Origin of the sequence: Frankia sp. Cppng1_Ct_nod, assembly GCF_920656135.1 — a bacterium.
Classification (GTDB): Bacteria; Actinomycetota; Actinomycetes; order Frankiales; family Frankiaceae; genus Protofrankia; species Protofrankia meridionalis.
Window position 1 is genome coordinate 13,832 of the sequence record NZ_CAKKTK010000056.1, and the last position, 18,063, is coordinate 31,894.

General features: G+C 66.8%; 19 protein-coding genes and 1 tRNA gene. 8 read left to right on the plus strand and 12 right to left on the minus strand.

Annotated features, from left to right (window positions below; translation table 11 throughout):
- Window positions 1-63 precede the first annotated feature (63 nt).
- Window positions 64-948 (minus strand): COG4705 family protein, encoded by an 885-nt coding sequence (locus NBW77_RS15585; protein WP_250279925.1) that lies wholly within the window; start codon window positions 946-948, stop codon window positions 64-66.
- Between the two features lie 85 nt (window positions 949-1,033).
- On the opposite strand from NBW77_RS15585, the gene NBW77_RS15590 reads away from it, so the two are divergent.
- The 3 genes from NBW77_RS15590 (at window position 1,034) to NBW77_RS15600 (ending at window position 3,439) form a co-directional block, all read left to right on the plus strand.
- Window positions 1,034-1,417, plus strand: a complete 384-nt coding sequence (locus NBW77_RS15590) for a BlaI/MecI/CopY family transcriptional regulator (protein ID WP_242605714.1) — start codon at window positions 1,034-1,036, stop codon at window positions 1,415-1,417.
- Between the two features lie 3 nt (window positions 1,418-1,420).
- Window positions 1,421-2,329, plus strand: a complete 909-nt coding sequence (locus tag NBW77_RS15595) for a M56 family metallopeptidase (RefSeq protein WP_131746151.1) — start codon at window positions 1,421-1,423, stop codon at window positions 2,327-2,329.
- A gap of 231 nt (window positions 2,330-2,560) precedes the next feature.
- Window positions 2,561-3,439: a COG4705 family protein gene (locus NBW77_RS15600; RefSeq protein WP_131746150.1), complete on the plus strand. Its 879-nt coding sequence runs from the start codon at window positions 2,561-2,563 to the stop codon at window positions 3,437-3,439.
- Between the two features lie 134 nt (window positions 3,440-3,573).
- On the opposite strand, the gene NBW77_RS15605 is transcribed toward NBW77_RS15600, so the two are convergent.
- Together NBW77_RS15605 and NBW77_RS15610 are read right to left on the minus strand one after the other, a co-directional pair.
- Window positions 3,574-4,050 carry a recombinase family protein gene (locus tag NBW77_RS15605; protein WP_250279926.1) on the minus strand — a complete coding sequence of 159 codons (477 nt, stop codon included), beginning with the start codon at window positions 4,048-4,050 and terminating at the stop codon, window positions 3,574-3,576.
- A 154-nt stretch (window positions 4,051-4,204) separates the two neighbouring features.
- Entirely contained in the window at window positions 4,205-4,366 is a 162-nt protein-coding gene (locus NBW77_RS15610; RefSeq protein WP_165485964.1) for a hypothetical protein, read from the minus strand.
- Between the two features lie 74 nt (window positions 4,367-4,440).
- Between NBW77_RS15610 and NBW77_RS15615 the strand changes: the two genes are divergently transcribed.
- The 3 genes from NBW77_RS15615 to NBW77_RS15625 all read left to right on the plus strand — a co-directional run bounded on the left by NBW77_RS15615 (window position 4,441) and on the right by NBW77_RS15625 (window position 8,072).
- Window positions 4,441-5,097 (plus strand): response regulator transcription factor, encoded by a 657-nt coding sequence (locus NBW77_RS15615; RefSeq protein ID WP_242605713.1) that lies wholly within the window; start codon window positions 4,441-4,443, stop codon window positions 5,095-5,097.
- 35 nt (window positions 5,098-5,132) lie between these two features.
- Entirely contained in the window at window positions 5,133-6,419 is a 1,287-nt protein-coding gene (locus NBW77_RS15620) for a sensor histidine kinase (RefSeq protein WP_207386907.1), read from the plus strand.
- A gap of 384 nt (window positions 6,420-6,803) precedes the next feature.
- A complete protein-coding gene (locus tag NBW77_RS15625) occupies window positions 6,804-8,072 on the plus strand; it encodes a COG4705 family protein (RefSeq protein WP_250279927.1) in 1,269 nt (422 codons plus the stop codon).
- A 275-nt stretch (window positions 8,073-8,347) separates the two neighbouring features.
- On the opposite strand, the gene NBW77_RS15630 is transcribed toward NBW77_RS15625, so the two are convergent.
- The 3 genes from NBW77_RS15630 to NBW77_RS15640 form a co-directional block, all read right to left on the minus strand.
- Window positions 8,348-8,866 carry a hypothetical protein gene (locus NBW77_RS15630; RefSeq protein WP_131746146.1) on the minus strand — a complete coding sequence of 173 codons (519 nt, stop codon included), beginning with the start codon at window positions 8,864-8,866 and terminating at the stop codon, window positions 8,348-8,350.
- 396 nt (window positions 8,867-9,262) lie between these two features.
- Window positions 9,263-9,508, minus strand: a complete 246-nt coding sequence (locus NBW77_RS15635) for a phosphatidylglycerol lysyltransferase domain-containing protein (protein ID WP_502799492.1) — start codon at window positions 9,506-9,508, stop codon at window positions 9,263-9,265.
- A gap of 159 nt (window positions 9,509-9,667) precedes the next feature.
- Window positions 9,668-11,335 (minus strand): alkaline phosphatase family protein, encoded by a 1,668-nt coding sequence (locus NBW77_RS15640; protein WP_250279928.1) that lies wholly within the window; start codon window positions 11,333-11,335, stop codon window positions 9,668-9,670.
- Window positions 11,336-11,478: 143 nt separating this feature from the next.
- Between NBW77_RS15640 and NBW77_RS15645 the strand changes: the two genes are divergently transcribed.
- Window positions 11,479-11,928 (plus strand): hypothetical protein, encoded by a 450-nt coding sequence (locus NBW77_RS15645; protein WP_131746145.1) that lies wholly within the window; start codon window positions 11,479-11,481, stop codon window positions 11,926-11,928.
- 168 nt (window positions 11,929-12,096) lie between these two features.
- On the opposite strand, the gene NBW77_RS15650 is transcribed toward NBW77_RS15645, so the two are convergent.
- The 4 genes from NBW77_RS15650 to nadD all read right to left on the minus strand — a co-directional run bounded on the left by NBW77_RS15650 (window position 12,097) and on the right by nadD (window position 14,114).
- A tRNA-Ala gene (locus tag NBW77_RS15650) sits at window positions 12,097-12,173 on the minus strand.
- A gap of 76 nt (window positions 12,174-12,249) precedes the next feature.
- On the minus strand, window positions 12,250-12,948 hold the full coding sequence (locus tag NBW77_RS15655) for a histidine phosphatase family protein (RefSeq protein WP_131746144.1): 699 nt from the start codon (window positions 12,946-12,948) through the stop codon (window positions 12,250-12,252).
- Window positions 12,945-13,352 carry a ribosome silencing factor gene (rsfS, locus tag NBW77_RS15660; RefSeq protein WP_131746143.1) on the minus strand — a complete coding sequence of 136 codons (408 nt, stop codon included), beginning with the start codon at window positions 13,350-13,352 and terminating at the stop codon, window positions 12,945-12,947. The genes NBW77_RS15655 and rsfS overlap by 4 nt, the downstream gene beginning before the upstream one ends.
- 174 nt (window positions 13,353-13,526) lie before the next feature.
- Window positions 13,527-14,114 (minus strand): nicotinate-nucleotide adenylyltransferase, encoded by a 588-nt coding sequence (nadD, locus tag NBW77_RS15665; RefSeq protein ID WP_131746142.1) that lies wholly within the window; start codon window positions 14,112-14,114, stop codon window positions 13,527-13,529.
- Window positions 14,115-14,316: 202 nt separating this feature from the next.
- Here nadD and pgm point away from each other — a divergent pair, with 202 nt between their 5' ends.
- Window positions 14,317-15,966, plus strand: a complete 1,650-nt coding sequence (pgm, locus tag NBW77_RS15670) for a phosphoglucomutase (alpha-D-glucose-1,6-bisphosphate-dependent) (RefSeq protein WP_131746181.1) — start codon at window positions 14,317-14,319, stop codon at window positions 15,964-15,966.
- A gap of 47 nt (window positions 15,967-16,013) precedes the next feature.
- Here the strand turns inward: pgm and NBW77_RS15675 are convergent, their stop codons facing one another.
- Both NBW77_RS15675 and NBW77_RS15680 read right to left on the minus strand, forming a co-directional pair.
- Window positions 16,014-17,078, minus strand: coding sequence for a DUF4349 domain-containing protein (locus NBW77_RS15675; RefSeq protein WP_131746141.1), 1,065 nt, complete (start codon window positions 17,076-17,078; stop codon window positions 16,014-16,016).
- Window positions 17,079-17,223: 145 nt separating this feature from the next.
- Window positions 17,224-18,063: hypothetical protein (locus tag NBW77_RS15680; protein ID WP_250279929.1), on the minus strand; the 840-nt coding region annotated here is incomplete at its 5' end.

Consider the following 18,063-nt stretch of genomic DNA (forward strand, 5'->3'; position numbering starts at 1 on the left):
TTTGATCCACAAGTGCGTTCAGAAGTCACCAACATCTGCGGTCACTTCTCACGGCCAAAGCCATCAGTCGATATCGGCTGGACGGAACCACGGCCGTATCTGCTGGGGAAGGGCCGGGTCTTGCGGATCGATGCTTCCGATGGCTCCGTCGTCGATGGCACGGCCATCGAGGACATTGTCGTCGATACCGCCGCGTTGGATGTCGCCGCGCGTTACCGTCAGGTAGCCGACCAGGAGGACGATCACAACGAAGGCTGCGAGGGCGACCAGGCCGTCACCGAGGCCCACGCCGGACCTTTTCGCCGGCTTGCCGAGCCAGTCGGCGAACGAGGCACCCAGCGGCCGGGTCACGACGTAGGCGAACCAGAAGGCGACGACCTCGTTCAACCCGAACCGCCACCGGGCGACCGCCGGCACCAAGATGATCACTGCGAACAGGATGCCTGAGGGCAGGTAGCCGAAGTGCAAAGAGTCCGCGGTGAGATCGCCGGCGGCGGTGCCCAACGAGAAGGTCGCGAGCACGGTCAGCCAGTAGTAGGTCTCCCGGCGGCGGGTCACGATGCTGTGGATCGACAACGTTCCCTCGCTGCGGTGCCACGTGTAGAAGACAGCCGCGAGGACCACGAGGTAGAAGATCGTCGAACCGATGTGGCCGATGGGTGGCCCGTCGGCGGCCATGGTGCCAAAGACCGCGACCATCATCACCGCGAACCAGTAGACGGGAGCGGAGTAACTCCGGACCCGGAACTGCAACCAGAGTGCGGACGTGAAGCCGAGGAGGCCGATCGCGCCCGCGAGCACCAGATTGACATGTGCGAGGTAGTCCGAGGTCGCCTCACCCATGCCCGTCGTCAGAATTTTGACGACCCAGAACAATGCCGTGATCTCCGGCACCTTGGGAGCGAAGGGCTCGCGACTGCGGGTCTGGCTGTCCGACAAAGGAGGCATCGGTGTCTTTCTGGATCGACGGCAGGACACTTCAGGCAGCCAACATGGCTGCTACAAACTACTACAGGCGGGTAGGCTGGCAGATGTGACAACCAGGTTGGGTGACGGGCCGCGGCGCCGGCCCGGACAGCTGGAAGCTGAGGTGCTGGCGGTGTTGTGGGCCGCCGAAAGGGCGCTGTCGCCGGGTGAGGTACAAGCCGCCATCAGCGGGGGCCTGGCTTACACGACGGTGATGACCATCCTCAACCGGCTGCACGCCAAAGGCGTGGTGACCCGGACGGCGGACGGACGCACGTTCGTCTACCAGCCTGCGCAGAGCACGGCCGAGTTCACCGCCCGGCGGATGCGCGGGCTGCTGGAACAGGTCGATGATCCGGCCGGGGTGCTGGCCCGGTTCGTCGACACTCTGAACCCCGGCGAGGAGCAGGTGCTGCGCGATCTGCTCGACCGGCCCCGGCCGGAGAGCTGACCGGTGCGGCTGGCTATCTACCTGGCCGGCGTGGCCGCGCTCGTGTTGCTGGCGGTCGCCCGGCCGGCGGCCCGGCGCCTGCCGCCCCCGCGAGCGGCGCTCCTGCTGGCCGCCGCGGCCCTCGGCACCGCGGCGGTGTGGGTCGTGGTCGTCGGTCTGCTCACGTTCCTGCTGGTCGGGCAGGTCCCACTGGTCGCGGCGCTCGGCCGCTGGTCGGCCAGCCTGGTCGGCGCCGGCGACCCGGTACCACCGGCGGCCTCGGTTGTGGCGTGGGTCGCCGTCGCGGTGGGGGTGGCCGGGTGTGGCACGCTGGCATGGCGGCTGACCGTCGAGGCGCGCCGCTGGCTTCCCGCCTACCGGCATGCCGCGTGCGCCGGTAGGCTCGTCGTCATTGACGATCCCACTCCCGCCGCGGTGGCGGTGCCCGGTTGGCCGGGACGGATCGTGGTCAGTTCCGGGATGCTCAAGGCGTTGCCCCCCGACGAACAGCGGGTGCTGCTGGCCCACGAACGGTGCCACCTTGACCACGCCCACTGGCTCTTCCGGTTCGCGGTGCGGCTGGCCGCCGCGACCTGCCCGCCGACCCGGCCGCTGGTGGCTGCCTGCGACCAGGCCCTGGAACGGTGGGCGGACGAGACGGCCGCTGCCGCGACCGGTGATCGGTGGCTGACCGCGCAAGCCGTCGCCCGCGCTGCCCTCGCCCGGCACGACAGCGCCCTCACCGCGGCGGGTTTCACCGACGGGCAGGTCTCCGCCCGGATCGAGGCGTTACTGGCACCGCCGCCCCGAGGGCGCTGGGCACCCGCCGTCGTACCGCTGCTCCTGCTGGCCATGGCCACCGCGTGCGCGCTGAAAGCCGGGCACGATGTCAACGAACTATTCGAAATCGCCGAAAACGCGATCCGTCCCTGATCGTAAAACAGCTCCCAGGTAGTGGAGCGTGTGGCCAGGAATCGTCCCCGCACCTATGGACGGACGGCCGTACCCAGCCACGCCGTGACGAGTCCCTAAACCCTACCTGAACGAACGGTTCAACACCGGTGTTACCAGCGGCAGCCTGCTGTTCCGGAAGATCCGCGAGCAGGGTTACCAAACGGATGCCCACCCAAGGCGGTTTCTCATCCGCCAATTCGAGGAGTAGCTATGACAAAACCGTTCACCGAAATTGATGTTGCCGGTGGCGGTAAATATGTGATGAAAAAGTTGCCAGAGATCACCCTGGCATTCTGGATCATGAAGATTGCCGCGACGACCCTTGGGGAGACGGCAGGTGACCTGTTCGCGCAGACCCTCAAGCTAGGCTACTTTCTGACGACAATCACACTTTTCCTACTCTTCGTCGTCACCCTCGTCATTCAGCTCAGGTCAAAGCGCTACAACCCGTTCTTCTACTGGACGGTCATTCTTTCCACCAGCATGGCCGGCACCACGATGTCCGACTTCATGAACCGTGACGCCAGCGAGAAGTACCTCGCCAAAGGGGCCAGCTCACTGGGCTGGGGACCGCAAGGCTTGGGCCTGGGCTACCCCGTCGGCGCGGCAATCCTGGTCTCGCTACTGATCGCTATCTTCATAATGTGGAAGCTCACCGGGTTGACGCTCGCGATCCGCGACATCGACACCTTCCGCGGAGAAAGCCTCTTCTGGTCAGCGATCCTCGTCTCGAACACGCTCGGAACCTCCATGGGAGACTTCCTGTCCGACAGCTCAGGACTCGGTTATGCCGACAGCGCCCTGCTCATTGTCGGACTACTCGGTCTGCTGCTCGCCCTCAAATATGTCCCTGCCGTGTCGAACGTGATGCTGTTCTGGCTTGCCTTCGTGCTCACCCGCCCCCTCGGTGCCACCGCTGGCGACTTCCTTACCAAACCAATCGCCAAGGGAGGCCTTGACCTCGGCACTCTTGGGTCGTCGGCAGTCCTGCTCACAATCCTGTTCGGCCTCATGGGCTACGCCCACGCGCAAGAGCAAAGCAATATCGCTAAACTCGAAAACGATGTTATTCCGGCAAACTTTTCCTGACTACCCGCATTACGACCAGAACTGAATGGCTTGATGATGGAGGTTACAAGAGGGGGAGTAAAGTAGCGGATCAGTTCGACTCGGTTGATCTCCTGGAAGCCGCGGATCTCGTGCGCCAGAAACGGATATATCGTTCACCCGGGTGAGTAAACCGGACATCCCGTCCCGGTGGCATAGGCGTACCGGCGGCAATTCAGGTTGCCGGACCGCCGTCCGCGCCCGCGCTCTCCCATCAGGTGTTGTCCGTAGGCGGGGACCAGGAACAGCGTCTTGTCTGCGATACCGGCCCCGTGCGAACGGTGCAGGCCGACGCAGATCCCGGTGAGGATGTGCAGGTTGATCCCGCGGGCGTGCAGCTCGTCCTCGAGCAGGACCAGGAGTTCCTTCGTCGAGCGGGCGACCCGGTCCGGCTTGTAGACCACCAGGGTGTCCCCGGCCTGGAGCAGGTCCAGAGCGCGGCGCAGCTGTGGCCGGTCGGCGCGGATGCTGGCCGTTTCCACGATCACCTCGCGGCAGTGTGCGACGGCCAGCACGTCGAGCCACACCTGATGATCATGGGTGCGGGTGGAGACCCGGGCGTAGCCGATCCGGACGGAGTTGCCATAGATCATTATGGTAGACGTAGGTTCATGCGCCGGCTGATCATCCTGAATACCGTCCCAAAACACCAGGAGCGACATGCGGTTTCGGAACGGATTTCAGGCGACTGCGGGCTTGATCGTCGGTCGTCCCGGAAACGGCCGATACCGGGACTCCCCCGCCCTGTCATGTGGGCGGTATGCGTCGGCGGACAGCTGCGGCCTGGCCGGTGAGGCCGAGGGCGTCGTAGAGGTCGGCGGCACGGGTCAGGAAGGTACGGGCTCGTTCCTGGTCTCCTTTGTCGCGGGCGGTGTCGCCGAGCCCGTCCAGCAGCGCCTCACGGCGCAAACTGTCGTTCTTACAGTCCCTGTTCTTACGCCGGCGGCGCCGTATGCATACTGGCGACTGTGGAGGGATCGCGGGTGCTGGTCGTGGAGGACGACCCGGCGTTGCGCGGCGTCCTGGCCCGCGGCCTGCGTGAACAGGGCGCGGTCGTGACCGCGGTGGCCGATGGGTCGTCTGCCCTGTCACGGTTCACCGACGACAGCGGTTTCGACGTGGTCGTGATGGACGTGGGCCTGCCGGATTCCGACGGCCGGGACGTGTGTCAGGCCCTGCGGGCGCGTGGTGTGTACGTCCCGGTGCTGTTCCTCACTGCGAGGGGGAATGTCACCGACCTCGTTTCGGGTTTCGCGGCCGGCGGTGACGAGTACGTCGCGAAGCCGTTCCACTTCGCCGAGCTCGTGGCCCGGTTGGGGGGCCTGCTGAAGCGAGCCAGGCCCTCGCCCGCCTTGGTGTCTGACGGTCTGCGCCTGGACCCGCGCGGCCATGCACTGGCCACCGCGACCACGAGCGTGCGTCTGACCCCGACGGAGTACCGAGTCCTTGCCCGGTTGATGGCATCGCCCGGCGAGGTGGTGAGGCGGCGGGAGCTGGTGGACGTCGGTTGGCCCAAAGGAGCGATCGTCTACGACAACACCCTGGACCAGTATGTCGCGAAGCTTCGCCGCAAGCTGGCGCTGGTGGACGGTTCGCGGGCAATCACGACCGTCCATGGCGTCGGGTACCAGTTCACTTGAGAAGGCCTTCGACTCTGCGGGGCCGGATCGCGGCGGTGGCGGTCGTGGCCACCGCGGGCTGGCTCACGGTGCTGACCGTGGCGTTCAATGCCGCGCTCGGTGCGCAGCTGCGGCAGCAGGCCGACACCGTGCTGCGGACTCGGGCAGAGGCTGTCGCCAGCACCGTCGAGGTCTTCACCGGCGGCGTGGTCTCCGTCCGTGACGTACGTGATGACACCGCGATCGATACCGGGACGTGGATCTTCGCGGGTGGCCGAGCGGTGGAGGAAGCACCCGGCGGGGCCGCGTTACTGGGCCAGGCCAGTGCCCTGACCGGCGTAGGTGAGCGGGCAGTGACGACGGGTGGCGCCTCTCCGGTCCGACTGTTCGCACTGCCGGTGACGTCACAGGGCCAGCAGGCGGCTACCGTCGTTGTCAGCCTGTCACTGGCCCCCTACCGGCAGACCGAGAAGATCGCCGTCGTCGGCAGCGTGCTGCTGGCCCTACTGCTGCTCGTCGGCGTATACCTGGTGGTACGGGTCAGCACCGACCGGGCGTTGCGCCCGGTCGAGGAGATGACCGAGCAGGCAGGCCGGTGGAGCGCGGATGCCGCCGACCACCGGTTCGGAGCCGCGCCCAGACCGGCCGAACTCGACCGGCTCGCCGCGACACTCGACAGTCTCCTGGACCGGGTCAGCGCGGTTCTGCGCCACGAACAGGCGTTCAGCGATCATCTGTCGCACGAGCTGCGCACCCCGCTGGCCGCCATGGTCGCCGAGATCAGCCTGCTGCAGAGCCGGCCACGCGACGCGGCCGAGTTCGACCGGGCTCTGCCCTCGGTCGCCGACGCGGCGAACCGGATGACGGTCATCCTCGACACCCTTATGGCCGCCGCCCGCACGAACGCTGGTGGGCTGCCCGGCCGGTGCGACGTCGGCGAGGTGGTGCAAGGACTTGCCAGTCGGTGGAGCGCCCCGCCGGAGCTGGTGGTGTCGGTGCTCGCCGGCACGCTTGCGGGGGTGGATGCCGGCATACTGGAGCGGATGTTGTCGCCGGTGCTGGACAACGCCCGCCGCTACGCACACACCCAGGTGCACGTGGTGGCACAGGTCGTCGCCGGCCAGGTCCGCATCGACATCCGCGACGACGGACCCGGGCTCGGCGCCGACACGGCGGCGCACCTGTTCGAGCCGGGCTGGCGCGCGGACCCGCACGACGGCCACGACGGGGCGGGGCTCGGATTGGCGCTGGTCCACCGCCTCGCGGCCACTGCCGGCGGGAGCGTAGGGGCCTTCGATGGCGGGCCCGGCGCGACTGTCGAACTGTCGCTGCCCGGGGCGTGATACGCCTCTGACCGTCGACGCGGTCAGGATTTGTTCAGGCCTCCTGGGCCACCGTGGCGGCATGACGACTCCTACAGCCTCGCCGTGAACGGCCGCAGCTCCCCGGCATCGTTGCGGGGCCGACAGATGCTCAACGAGGTCCCCGAGGTCACCATCTGGTTCTGAGTCTTCACGGTGATGGCCACCACCGTCGAGGAGACCGCAGCCGACCTCCTCACCGGCGCTACCTCCCACCAACCGCGAAACCTCGACGGATGACTTTGCTGGAACCCTGACCCCGTAAATAGACACGTTGTCACGGGTGGATCCCCGTCCATCCAATCTGCCGCCGCGGCAAATGAACCGAGAACGAGAAAGAGCTCTATGACTTCACAGTATGCCCCAATGGCTCCGCAAAGCACCCGCGAGCCGAGCCCGCAGTTCTTCAGCAAAGTCCCAGAAGTCACCCTCTACTTCTGGATCATTAAAGTGCTCTGCACGACTGTCGGTGAATCGGCCGCCGACTTCCTCAACGTTAACCTGAACCTTGGCCTGACCGGTACGTCCGTCGTCACAGGCGTCCTGCTCGCCGCCGCTCTGATCTTCCAATTCAGGGCGCATCGCTACATACCAAGCACGTACTGGCTGACGGTAGCGCTCGTAAGCGTCTTCGGCACATTGGTGACCGACAACCTCACGGACAGCGTCGGCGTGCCACTCGAAACAAGTACCCTGATCTTCGGCGTTCTTCTTGTTTTCTCCTTCCTCGTGTGGTACCTGACCGAGAAGACGCTCTCCATTCATTCCATCTTCACCAGACGACGAGAAGCGTTCTACTGGCTTACGATTCTCGTCACTTTCGCGCTCGGTACGGCAACCGGCGATCTCATGGCCGAGGTGCTCGGGATCGGCTACCTGATGACGGGAATCATCGTGGTATCGCTGATCGCCATCATGGCGATTGGGTGGCGATTCGGACTCAACCCGGTTCTTTCCTTCTGGATCATCTACATCATGACCCGCCCGCTTGGAGCATCGATCGGTGACTACCTCTCTCAGTCACCGAAAGAGGGTGGACTGGGTCTGGGTGCGACGGTGACGAGCTTCATTTTTTCGGCCGGCATTCTCGGCATCGTCGCTTATTTCTCGATGACGAAAGCCGATGTCATCCCGAGTGCGTCTGCCGTTGAGACTGACGAGACCATGGAACGAGGAGGATTGTGGCAAACAGTCGTCGTCGTGGCGCTTGTCCTCGTCGCCGCAGGGACGGGATACTACTTGCGCAAGTCCTCACTTCAAGAAGACACGCCAGACCCGATTCCCATCGCGCAGTCGGTCCCCGGCGGAAGCCAGGCAGCACAGCCGGCCCCCGGCGGAGGCCAGATAGCCCAGCCCTCGCCCCTCGGGGACCTCTCTAAGTTCCGAAAAATCACGCAGGACACGCTGGATCTCTTGAACGCCAACAACCAGTCTGGCGCTACGACCCGCATCGGTGATCTCGAAATCGAGTGGGACAACGCCGAAGCGCGCCTGAAACCGAAGGACAAAGCCGCTTGGACCAGGATCGACGGCAAGATCGATACGGTGCTGCGCGCGCTCCGAGCAACGAGTCCTAACTCGAACGGAGAGAGGACCGCGCTAACCGCATTGCTCACCGCACTCGGCCCCGAGTGACAGCGAACCTTTCCGTGTAACGATTCGCCGCGGTAGGTAGTTGGCTGTCTGGCGGATCGGTCGGAGCGCCACCCCCACCCCGACTTGGCCCGATGGCCCCGCGAGGTGCCCAGGTCAAGCGGGGCGTCAGGGTGTCGCTCCGACCACCTGAAACCGCCCTTACGCCCGGAGACGGACCGGCGAACATAAAACGACCAGAAGATCACCACCGGGCTCCGGTCCGCCTCCTACCCGGTCATTCCACAAATGCCCGGGTCCGCAACGGAGGTGGCCGTCTACCCGGCCGTCGTGCCGCCGGCGCTTGAGTCGGGGCGACCCTGCGGCATGTTGAGCGTCTCGTCGCCGGAATGCAACTTGTCAATCGTGGCCTTGCCACCGACGGTCTCGGCGCTGAAGGTCACGGCATCACCGACCTTCAGGTCGGTCAGTTGCGCTTCGCCGTTCTTGTCGATGTCGCTGCTACTGGTGACTGCGTACTCGGTGGTACCGCTAGCGGTCTTGATTGTTACCGACGACGAACCGACCGCGGTCACGGTACCGCTCTGATCAAGGGCGCCACTATGACCGGAGCCATGACCGTCACCGTCGTAGCCCGGGGCGGTCTGGGCCGTCCCCGTGGATGGGCTCGGGGAGGCCGCCGTAGCACTGAGAGTGCCTCCCAGAATCGCCCCGGCAACCACGCCCGCGCCCAGGAGTCCCGCCGCTGCGCCGAAACGCCGTCGCCGTGCAGCCGGATTCGTCGATGATGGCGGCGTCACCGCATCCCAGCCACGCCAGCCAGACTGATCCGTCATACGTGCCTCCTTCTACACCGCCGCTTTGACGGCACCTGCTCACCGTGGCGGACCGGACTGTGCGCCACCTGACATCCGGTTAGGAACTGTTTAAGAGGTTGGTGAAGGCTGCCGTCCACACATATGACGGCGATCGATTACCTCCGTCAGGTAGTACCAGACGCCCGTGACAGCCCCGATGCCATCGGCGGCGGAATCTGCCGAAATCAGGCCGAGTAGGAGTCCGTGAGCAAGCAGATCCACACGTCGACGTGAGGACAACATGCCAGCGAGAGGTCCGGGGTTGTGCGGTCGAGGCCGCATCCTCCTGCTCTGGGGATGGCTGGCTCGTGTTCGGCCGCGCTCAGGGGCGTGCCGACAGGCGGCGCGGTAGGCCCGGTCGGAGGCGGGGCCAGGTCAGGAAGGCTTCGGCCTCGAGTGCCGCCAGGCCGATCCGGGGAAGGTCCCTGGTGTTCGGGGTAGCAGAAAGTACCGGGGCGCCCAGCTCGGCGTGAACTTGGCGTTGAAGCGGTACAGCGACTCGATCTGGAACCACCGGGAGGCAAACAGCACGATCGCCCGCCACATACGCAGTACCGTGCCCGCGCCGAGGCGTTCCCCCGCTGCCAAGACATGCCGGAGGAACGCGAAGTTGAGTGACACCCGGCCGGTGAGGTAATCGTGTGTAGTAGATGTGCGCCTTCACATCCGCGGGCCCGTCTGCGGAGTCGACCTGCTGAAGGTAGCGGCCGGAACCACCGGCATTCGTGGTCCCGGCCGCTGTCGGACGCCGGTGTGGGACGCCCCACCCGGACAGGTCGGTCAGGTGAGCGGCAGGGCTCGGGTGTGCTCGATCCGTACCGCCTTCAGGGCGTTCGGGTCGAGACCGAGCAGAGCCAGGATCGTCGGGGCGATCTGGGTGGTCTCGACCTGATGGCCGTTCACCTCGCGGTGCTCGACGCCGGCTCCGGACACGACCAATGGCACGTCACGGTCCTGCGGGTCCAACCCCCCGTGTTCGGCGATCTTGCCGGTGCCTCCGGTGAACACGACGCCGTGCGTCACGACACCGACGACGTCGGGGTGACGCGGGTCGCCGGGCGCGGTGCCGAAGAAACCGGCGGCCCCGTCCCCGGCGTAGACGGCTGTGAGGCCTGAGGCTGCCAGCGTGCGGGGGGTGCCGTCGATGGCCTTGCCCGTCACCGGGTGGGTGAGCAGGAAGGTGCGGGCGAAGGCGGTGGCCGCCGGTGAGGTGTCGCTGAGCCAGAACTGCAGGACGTCGTCGTCGACTGCGAAGGCGACCAACGGGGCCGCGCCGGGATGTCCCGCGGTCCATGCCGTGTTCAACCCGTCGATGACGGGTCCGTCGTCGACGCGGGTGAGGGCGGCCGGGTCGGTGGGTGACTGGCCGTGCTTCGCGGACAGGATGATCGTGGTGCTGCCGGTCAGGCCGCGGCGGTGGATCTCATCCATGATCGCGGTGATACTCGCGTCGACATAGTCCAGCGCCCGGGTGAGCAGGGGTCCGGGCGTGACGCCGCCGGGCAGGTAACCGCCGGTCAGGTTGTCTGACGTGGGCAGCTTCTGGGCGGTGGAGACGGTCTGGAAATTCATCCCGAAGATCGCCGGTATGCCGACCTTTGTTGTCCGGCTGTGGTCATAGCCGTCGATCTCGTTGAGGACGGCCTGCAACTTGTAGCTGTCGTACTGCTGCGTGGCGGCATTGTCCTTGGTCCAGTCACCGGAGCCGAAGCCGAGGGCGACACTGTTGATCTCAGGGGTGAACAGGTCCTGGACACCGGTACCCGACGGCCCGTTGACGATCTCGTAGACGGGGTGTTTGTCCGACCAGGCGGTGCGCAGGCCGGCGGCACGCGCGACCTCGAAAACGGTGTTCACCTTGAGGTAGGAGTGCGGGTAGACGGGCTTGCAGGTCGTCGGGTCCACCGGTAGCAGCGCCGGGTTGATCAACGTCTGCGGAGTCGCGGTCAGCGCGAGGATGCCGCCGGGCAGGCCTGACAGGTGCGCACCGGCATCAATGGAGGTCGGGTCGCGGTCGAGGCCTTCGGTGTAGTTGACCTCGGTACCGGGCTTCGCTCCCGCACAGGAGGTCGTTCCCGCCGGCAGCAGCTGATGGTTGTAGGTGTCGTCGTAGTAGACCCCGGTCGTGGCCGGGTTCCCGCCGGTCACCTGCGCGAGCAGACCCGGGAACGAGTCCGAGGGAACTGGCGTCACCGCCCGGGTGAACTCGGTACCTCCATGGATCAGCTGGGCAAGCGCGGAGCCCGGATGTTGAGCGGCATACCAGGCCAGGTCCGACTGGTGCAGGCCATCCACGGACAGCAACAGCACGTGCCGTTCCGGCCCATTGCCGGAACGGCTGTCGGTGGCTGCCGCCGGGCCGGCAGCAGCGACACCACCGGCGACGGCAGCGGCCAGCAACCCGGTCATACCGACGGCGGCGGCCCAGCGCGGGGAAATGCGGGACACGAGCTCCTCCTCACGCGACCGGCCTCGCACCGGTCGCCTCCGCATTGCTAGACCCGCGCAATGACTGGATCAGGACTACCAGACAAACAGGGCACGAAGTGGCGTTGTACACGCCGGCCCATCGGGCGGAGGTGAAACATCTGGTGGCACTCGTACTGGACACGATCATGGTCTCGGCCGAGAGAGTGAAAGACTGCCAGCTTCACGCCGGGGACCCGGTCACATTGCGCCTGCGCGACGAACGGACGCAGTCACTGACGAAGGTCACCTTCCACTACGGCGGGATCGTCAAGGAGTTCCCGACCGCACCCAAGGACAGCTTCTTCGTCACGAACGCCGACTACGTCGCCCAGATGACTGCCAACCCGACTGTCGGTGCCTTCCTGATCACCGGCGACAACACCGCTGCGCCGCAGCTTGCGTCCCGGCTACGGGACGTAGCGAGGCCGGGTACTGTCATCACCGACGGGTGCGGCACCTGGCACGCCTCTGGCTGCCGGCCCGCTCCACCCTCCGCGCGGTCGTCGAGCACATTGAGACGGGTGACGACCTCCAACGCAAGGCCCTCATCGAAACCCTCGTCGCCGAAGTGAAGATCCTCGGACCCGACACTTCCGGGGACACCGCCAACGTAGAAACTGGAGACACAGACCGACCCAAGTCGACCCGACCAGCCACGAAAAACGCCCCCCACAGGGGCGCCGCAGCCGTCCTACCAGCCACAACGCCCCCGAAGGGAGCGGTTCGCGCAATGCCTACATTGGTGGAGCTGAGGGGATTCGAACCCCTGACCCTCACACTGCCAGTGTGATGCGCTACCAGACTGCGCCACAGCCCCAGACGTACCTTGTTGCCTGTCTCCTTGCTGCTTGCCCGTGCCTTTGACACCTTACAGGTCCTGCCGAGCACCCCCATCAGGGGGCACTCGGCGAGTGTACCGGTTCGATGTCGGGAGCGGCCGATCCCCCCTGGATGGGCACACCAGGCATACCAGGCACACCGTTTCGGTCGGCCGCCAGGGCCAGGGGGCCGCCGTTGTGCTCGACCAGCCGGAAGTCTCCCCCGGAGCCACGCAGCAGCGACCACCGGCAGTTCCCCAGCGGCCCGAAGCGCCACCACGCCGACGGCGGCAGGTCGAGCAGCCGACCGATCAGCGCCCGTGCGGTGCCGCCGTGCAGTACCAGCACGGCAAGCCCGTCCGGGCCGGGCAGCCCTTCGGCGGCGAGATCCGCCAGGACGCCGAGCGCTCGCGCGCCGACCTCCTCATAGGTCTCGCCCCCACCGCGGCGGACGTCCTCACCGCGGCGCCAGGCCGCCTCTTCGTCCGGGAAGCGAGCCGCGGCCTGCTCGGCGGTCAGCCCCGACCACTCCCCCACCGATATCTCCCGCAGCCGGGCGTCCACCCTGACGGGGAGGCCGAGCTCGGCGGCGGTTACCCGGCAGCGCATCAGGTCGGAGGACACGACAACGTCCGGGCTGAGCGCGCGGACCGCCGGGGCGACCAGCCGCACCTGGGTGCGGCCGGTCTCGTCCAGTGGAGGGTCGGCGTGGCCCTGGAACCTTCCGGCGTCGTTCCACGAGGTGCGGCCGTGCCGCCACAGCAGGATCCTCACCGGCGGGCCGCGCCGGGGGCCGCCGCTTCCACGTGACGCTCGAGGTCACGATCGGTGAAGGCGATCCGTGGGCAGTCCTTCCACAGTCGCTCCAGGCTGTAGTACGTCCGTTCCTCGCCGTGCTGGACGTGCACGACCATGTCGGCGAAGTCGAGCAGTACCCAGCGTCCCTCTCGTTCCCCCTCGCGGCGAACGGGCTTGACACCGAGGTGGCGCAGCTGCTCCTCGATCTCGTCGACGACGGCCTTGACCTGCCGTTCGCTGTCCGCGGACGCCACGACAAAGCAGTCCGTGATGGCGAGGCGGTCGCTGACGTCCAGGACGACGATGTCGTCGGCAAGCTTGTCAGCGGCGGCCTGCGCGGCTGCGAGGGCGAGCTCGACGGCTCGCGGGGATGCGGTCACGAATGAACCTCTCCTGAACTCGGTGGACCATCGCCGGACCTGGTGATCACCCGGATCGATGACGTCGGTACATTTCCATAGATTATGGTTGATGGTCGAGCGCCGGACCGGCTTGCGTACGGCCCGTCCAGCCTGACATACCGAACGCTTTCTCGTACCCGCATTTGTCCTGCGTCAGTCTGCCGGCTGGTAGAGGCCACTCTTGGCGATGAAACGCACCACCCCGTCCGGAGTGAGATACCAGATGGGTGCACCGCGGCTCACCCGGGCGCGGATGTCGGACGACGAGATCGCCAGCGCCGGCACCTCGAGGAGGCTGACCGCGTCCACGGGCAGGCTCGCGTCGAGTTCCAGCTGGTAGCCGGGCCGGGTGACCCCGATGAAGTGGGCCAGCGCGAACAGCTCCCGGACGTCACGCCAGCTGAGGATCTGTGCCAGGGCGTCCGCGCCCGTGATGAAGAACAGCTGGGCCTCGGGGCGCAGGTGGCGCAGGTCCCGCAGCGTGTCGATGGTGTAGGTGGGTCCGGCGCGGTCGACGTCGATCCGACTCACGGTAAACCGAGGGTTACCTGCCGTTGCCAGAAAGGTCATCAGGTACCTGGCCTCGGCCGATGACACGTCCCGGTCGGCCTTCTGCCACGGCCGCCCGCTCGGGACGAAGACAACCTCGTCCAGATCGAACAGGGCCGCGACCTCGCTGGCCGCGACCAGGTGGCCGTTGTGCACCGGATCGAACGTCCCGCCCATCACCCCGAGCCTCACGGACGGACCGTAACCGGCGTACGCCGTGGTTTCGAGTTCTCCCCGGATGTATCACATCGTGCACATCACATCGCGCGCGGCCGGCGGGCCCGTCAACCTCGCCGGCGGCCCTGCCGGACACCCCCCGACCGGGCAGGGCCTGGTGCCAGGGGCAGGGCCTACGCTTGGAGCGTCCATCGCTTCCGGTTCGAGAGGCCGTCTGATGCCGGTGAGTCCGCTTGCGGGTCAGCCCGCACCGCCCGACATCCTCATCGACGTGGATGCGCTGCTGGCCGCCTACCACGATGACCACCCCGACCCCGCCGAGGCGTCCCAGCGGGTCGCGTTCGGGACGTCCGGGCATCGCGGGTCATCGCTGCGCCGGTCCTTCAACGCCGACCACATCGTCGCGATCACGCAGGCGATCTGCGAGCACCGCGCCGCCCACGGCGTGGACGGACCGCTGTTCATCGGCGTCGACCCCCACGCCCTGTCCGCACCCGCGCTGGGCAGCGCACTTGAGGTACTGGCGGCGCACGGGGTGGACACCCGGATCGCCCCGGACGGGGAAGCCACCCCGACCCCGGTGATCTCGCACGCGATCCTCACCCACAACGCGGGCCGGACGGCGGAAGGGAAGAACGGCCTCGCCGACGGGATCGTGGTCACGCCGTCGCACAATCCGCCGGCGGACGGCGGGTTCAAGTACAACCCGCCGAACGGGGGACCGGCCGATACCGGGATCACCACCTGGATCCAGGACCGCGCGAACGCCCTGCTCGCCGATGGGCTGCGCGATGTCAGGCGGGTTACGCCCGAGCGGGCCCGGACCGCCGCAGCCGTGTACGACTACGTCTCCGCCTACGTGGACGACCTGCCGTCCGTGGTCGACCTCGACGCGATCCGCGGCGCGGGCGTGCGGATCGGCGTGGACCCCCTCGGCGGGGCAAGCCTGGTGTACTGGCAGGCCATTGCCGAGCGTTACAAGCTCGACCTGGATGTGGTCAACACCGCGGTGGACCCGCGATTCGGTTTCATGACCGTCGACTGGGACGGAAAGATCCGGATGGACCCGTCGTCGCCGCATGCGATGGCCTCGCTGCTGCGGTTGAAGGACTCCTTCGATGTGGCACTGGCCAACGACGCGGACGCAGACCGGTACGGCATCGTCACCCCCGGTGCCGGCCTGCTCAACCCCAACCACTACCTGTCCGCGGCGATCTCCTACCTGTTCGTGCACCGCGCCGGCTGGCCCGGTTCGGCCGCGATCGGCAAGACCCTGGTCAGCTCCAGCATGATCGATGCGGTCGCCTCCGGGCTCGGACGCGGTCTCACCGAGGTTCCGGTCGGCTTCAAGTGGTTCGTGGACGGCCTGCTTGACGGCTCCCTCGGCTTCGGCGGCGAGGAAAGCGCCGGCGCGTCGTTCCTGCGTCGCGACGGCCGCGTCTGGACCACCGACAAGGACGGCCTGATCGCCTGCCTGCTCGCCGCGGAGATCACCGCGGTCACCGGCGAGGACCCCGGCACGCTCTATGACGGCCTGACGAGCCGGTTCGGTTCTCCGGCCTACCGCCGGGTGGACGCACCGGCATCCCCCGCGCAGAAGGACATCCTGAAGTCCCTGACCCCGGCAGATCTTGACGCGTCCGCGATCGCGGGGGAACCGGTGACGGCCGCGCTGTCCCACGCCCCCGGCAACGGGGCGGCGATCGGCGGCGTCAAGGTCGTCACGGAAAATGCCTGGTTCGCGGCGCGCCCGTCCGGCACTGAGGACGTCTACAAGATCTATGCGGAGAGCTTCCGCGGACCCGGACATCTCGACGACGTCCTCGCCGAGGCGCAGTCCGTGGTCGACGCCGCACTCACCCGCTGAGACACGGCGCCGTCCACGAGCCGCCGGGATGACGTCTGGACAACCACTCAGCGCGTCGGAGCGGTCGTAGCGGTCCGCCCCCTGGTTCGGCCGCGGACCCGCTGGACCAGGCGGTAGCTCCCGACGGCGACCACGGCAACCAGCAGGATCAGCATCGCCGGCCCGACCAGCGCGACGATCTCGCTCAGGCCGCCGACGAAACGGTCCCAGGACAGCCGCACCGCATGAGCAAGACCCCGGTCGCCCGTGTCCGGGAAACCTTCGGCCGGCGCCCCCTGCTCGGTGATCGAAACAGTGAGCGTGGCGAGTGCGCTGGAGTCTGCGAGCACCTGACGCTGGCCCTCGAGCTGTTCGATCTGCACCTGCACGTTGTCGATCTGCTGCTGCACGGAGAGGATCTCCGCAATCGTCCCTGCTCTGCTCAGCAACGTGACATAGGTGTCCCGCGACGTCTGCAACGCCTTCAGCCGGGACTGCCGGTCGATGTACTGGCCGGTCACGTCCTGCGAGGTCACGGTTGACGCGCGGACCTCACCGATCTTCCCGACCCTGGCACGCAGGTCGTCGAACGACGCCGTCGGCACCCGGAGGGTGACGGTCGCGTACCGACCATCGCCCTCCGACGCGGACACCGACTCCGACGCGGACGCGGACACCGACTCCGACGCGGACCCGGTGCCTGCACTCTGCAGTGCGGACAGATAACCGCCGAACCCCTTCGCCGTAGCGGCAACGTCGTTGACCGCGGCGTCCACCCCGCCACGGCGTACCTGCAGCGACATCGATCCGGTACGCACGATCCGCGGCTCGGCGCCGGCCGGCCGAGCCGGGTCGGCCTTCGCGGCCGGCGCGGATCCAGCCATGCTGGCGGCCCGTTGCGGTGCGCCGGCGGAGTCGGCCTCTATGCCAGGGGACGGGACCGGCGCCGACACCGCCGGTGAGGACAGCGACGACGAGGAACCCTCGTCCGAGCCGGTTTCGCCGAGCACGAAGGCGGCACCGACGATGACCACGATGCCGGCTGCGACCACGAGGACGACTCGTCTCGGCGAGATGGCCCGCCCAGCCAGGCCACCCACCGCGGCACTTCCCGAACCTCGCCTGATCCTCATCGTGACCGTCCTTGCGTCCGTCAGCCGTGACGGCAGGGAGGTCCACACCGGTCCGTCCCGCGATCGGCGATCAGCCGTCGGGAACTTGAACGCACCAAATGCCCGTTCGGTTCACCCCAATTTTCCGATCTTGACCGGATGCGAGTCAGCGCTGGCCTTTACGTCCCATGGCCAGGGCAAGACGGTACAGCTCGGGGACACGAAAACGTTCAGGCTGTTCGGAGGTTCCCACGCTGACACCGAGCAGACCAACCTCCTGAGCGAGCCGGCGCATACCACCAGGATCTTGGATGCCGGCGGCATCGAACGGTGTCGACGGAAGTGAACGCAGTTCGTCCAACAGCGACTCCAGCTCGGGAAACTCATCCCGCAGGGAGAGGAGCGCCTGTTCACTCACATCACCGAGGGAGTCGACGATGGCTTTAGGCCTTATTATGCTCCGCGGATGGCGGATCTGTATGTTGAGCGTTTGTTCCCGCTCCTTTGCCAGGCCCAGCAGTTGTAGTAGTGCACGAGGAGCACGGTCGTCATTCGCGTCCGCTAGCCGCTTCCACGCCCAGTTCCAGGTGAAGGCTGTCTTGCTACCAGCCACCCGTTCGCCCGCAAGTAGCCGCCAGGCCGTCCGAGTCAGCTCCTCGGGCCACACCTCGATCGGTACGTCCAACAGGCGGGACTGGTCATCTGTCACCATTCCCGTCAGCAGATGACGGAATGCCGGCGACCATATTGCCCGCTTGATCCCGACTTTGAGGTACTCGGTCGGGTCCGACCACGAAAGGCGAACCTCGCGGCCGAAGAAGTGACTCTTGTTCGGTATGTTGACGGCCCGGTGGAGGTCTTCTCTGAGCAGCACCTTAAAGCGAAGGTTCTTCAGGTCGTCACCACGGGTGTTAACCAACTCAAGAAGGCCGGCTATAGCCTCGGCACGCCGTTGTAGCTCCGCCGGAGTGCTGCCGAAACCCGAGTCCAGACCGTCGAACAACAA

Bases quoted from the DNA above. Each gene is read 5' to 3' on its own strand.
- NBW77_RS15600 (WP_131746150.1), top strand. From the start codon at position 2,561: ATGACAAAACCGTTCACCGAAATTGATGTTGCCGGTGGCGGTAAATAT.
- NBW77_RS15585 (WP_250279925.1), bottom strand. From the start codon at position 948: ATGCCTCCTTTGTCGGACAGCCAGACCCGCAGTCGCGAGCCCTTCGCT.
- NBW77_RS15605 (WP_250279926.1), bottom strand. From the start codon at position 4,050: ATGATCTATGGCAACTCCGTCCGGATCGGCTACGCCCGGGTCTCCACC.
- NBW77_RS15675 (WP_131746141.1), bottom strand. From the start codon at position 17,078: ATGAGGATCAGGCGAGGTTCGGGAAGTGCCGCGGTGGGTGGCCTGGCT.
- pgm (WP_131746181.1), top strand. From the start codon at position 14,317: ATGCCGGTGAGTCCGCTTGCGGGTCAGCCCGCACCGCCCGACATCCTC.
- NBW77_RS15625 (WP_250279927.1), top strand. From the start codon at position 6,804: ATGGCTCCGCAAAGCACCCGCGAGCCGAGCCCGCAGTTCTTCAGCAAA.
- NBW77_RS15630 (WP_131746146.1), bottom strand. From the start codon at position 8,866: ATGACGGATCAGTCTGGCTGGCGTGGCTGGGATGCGGTGACGCCGCCA.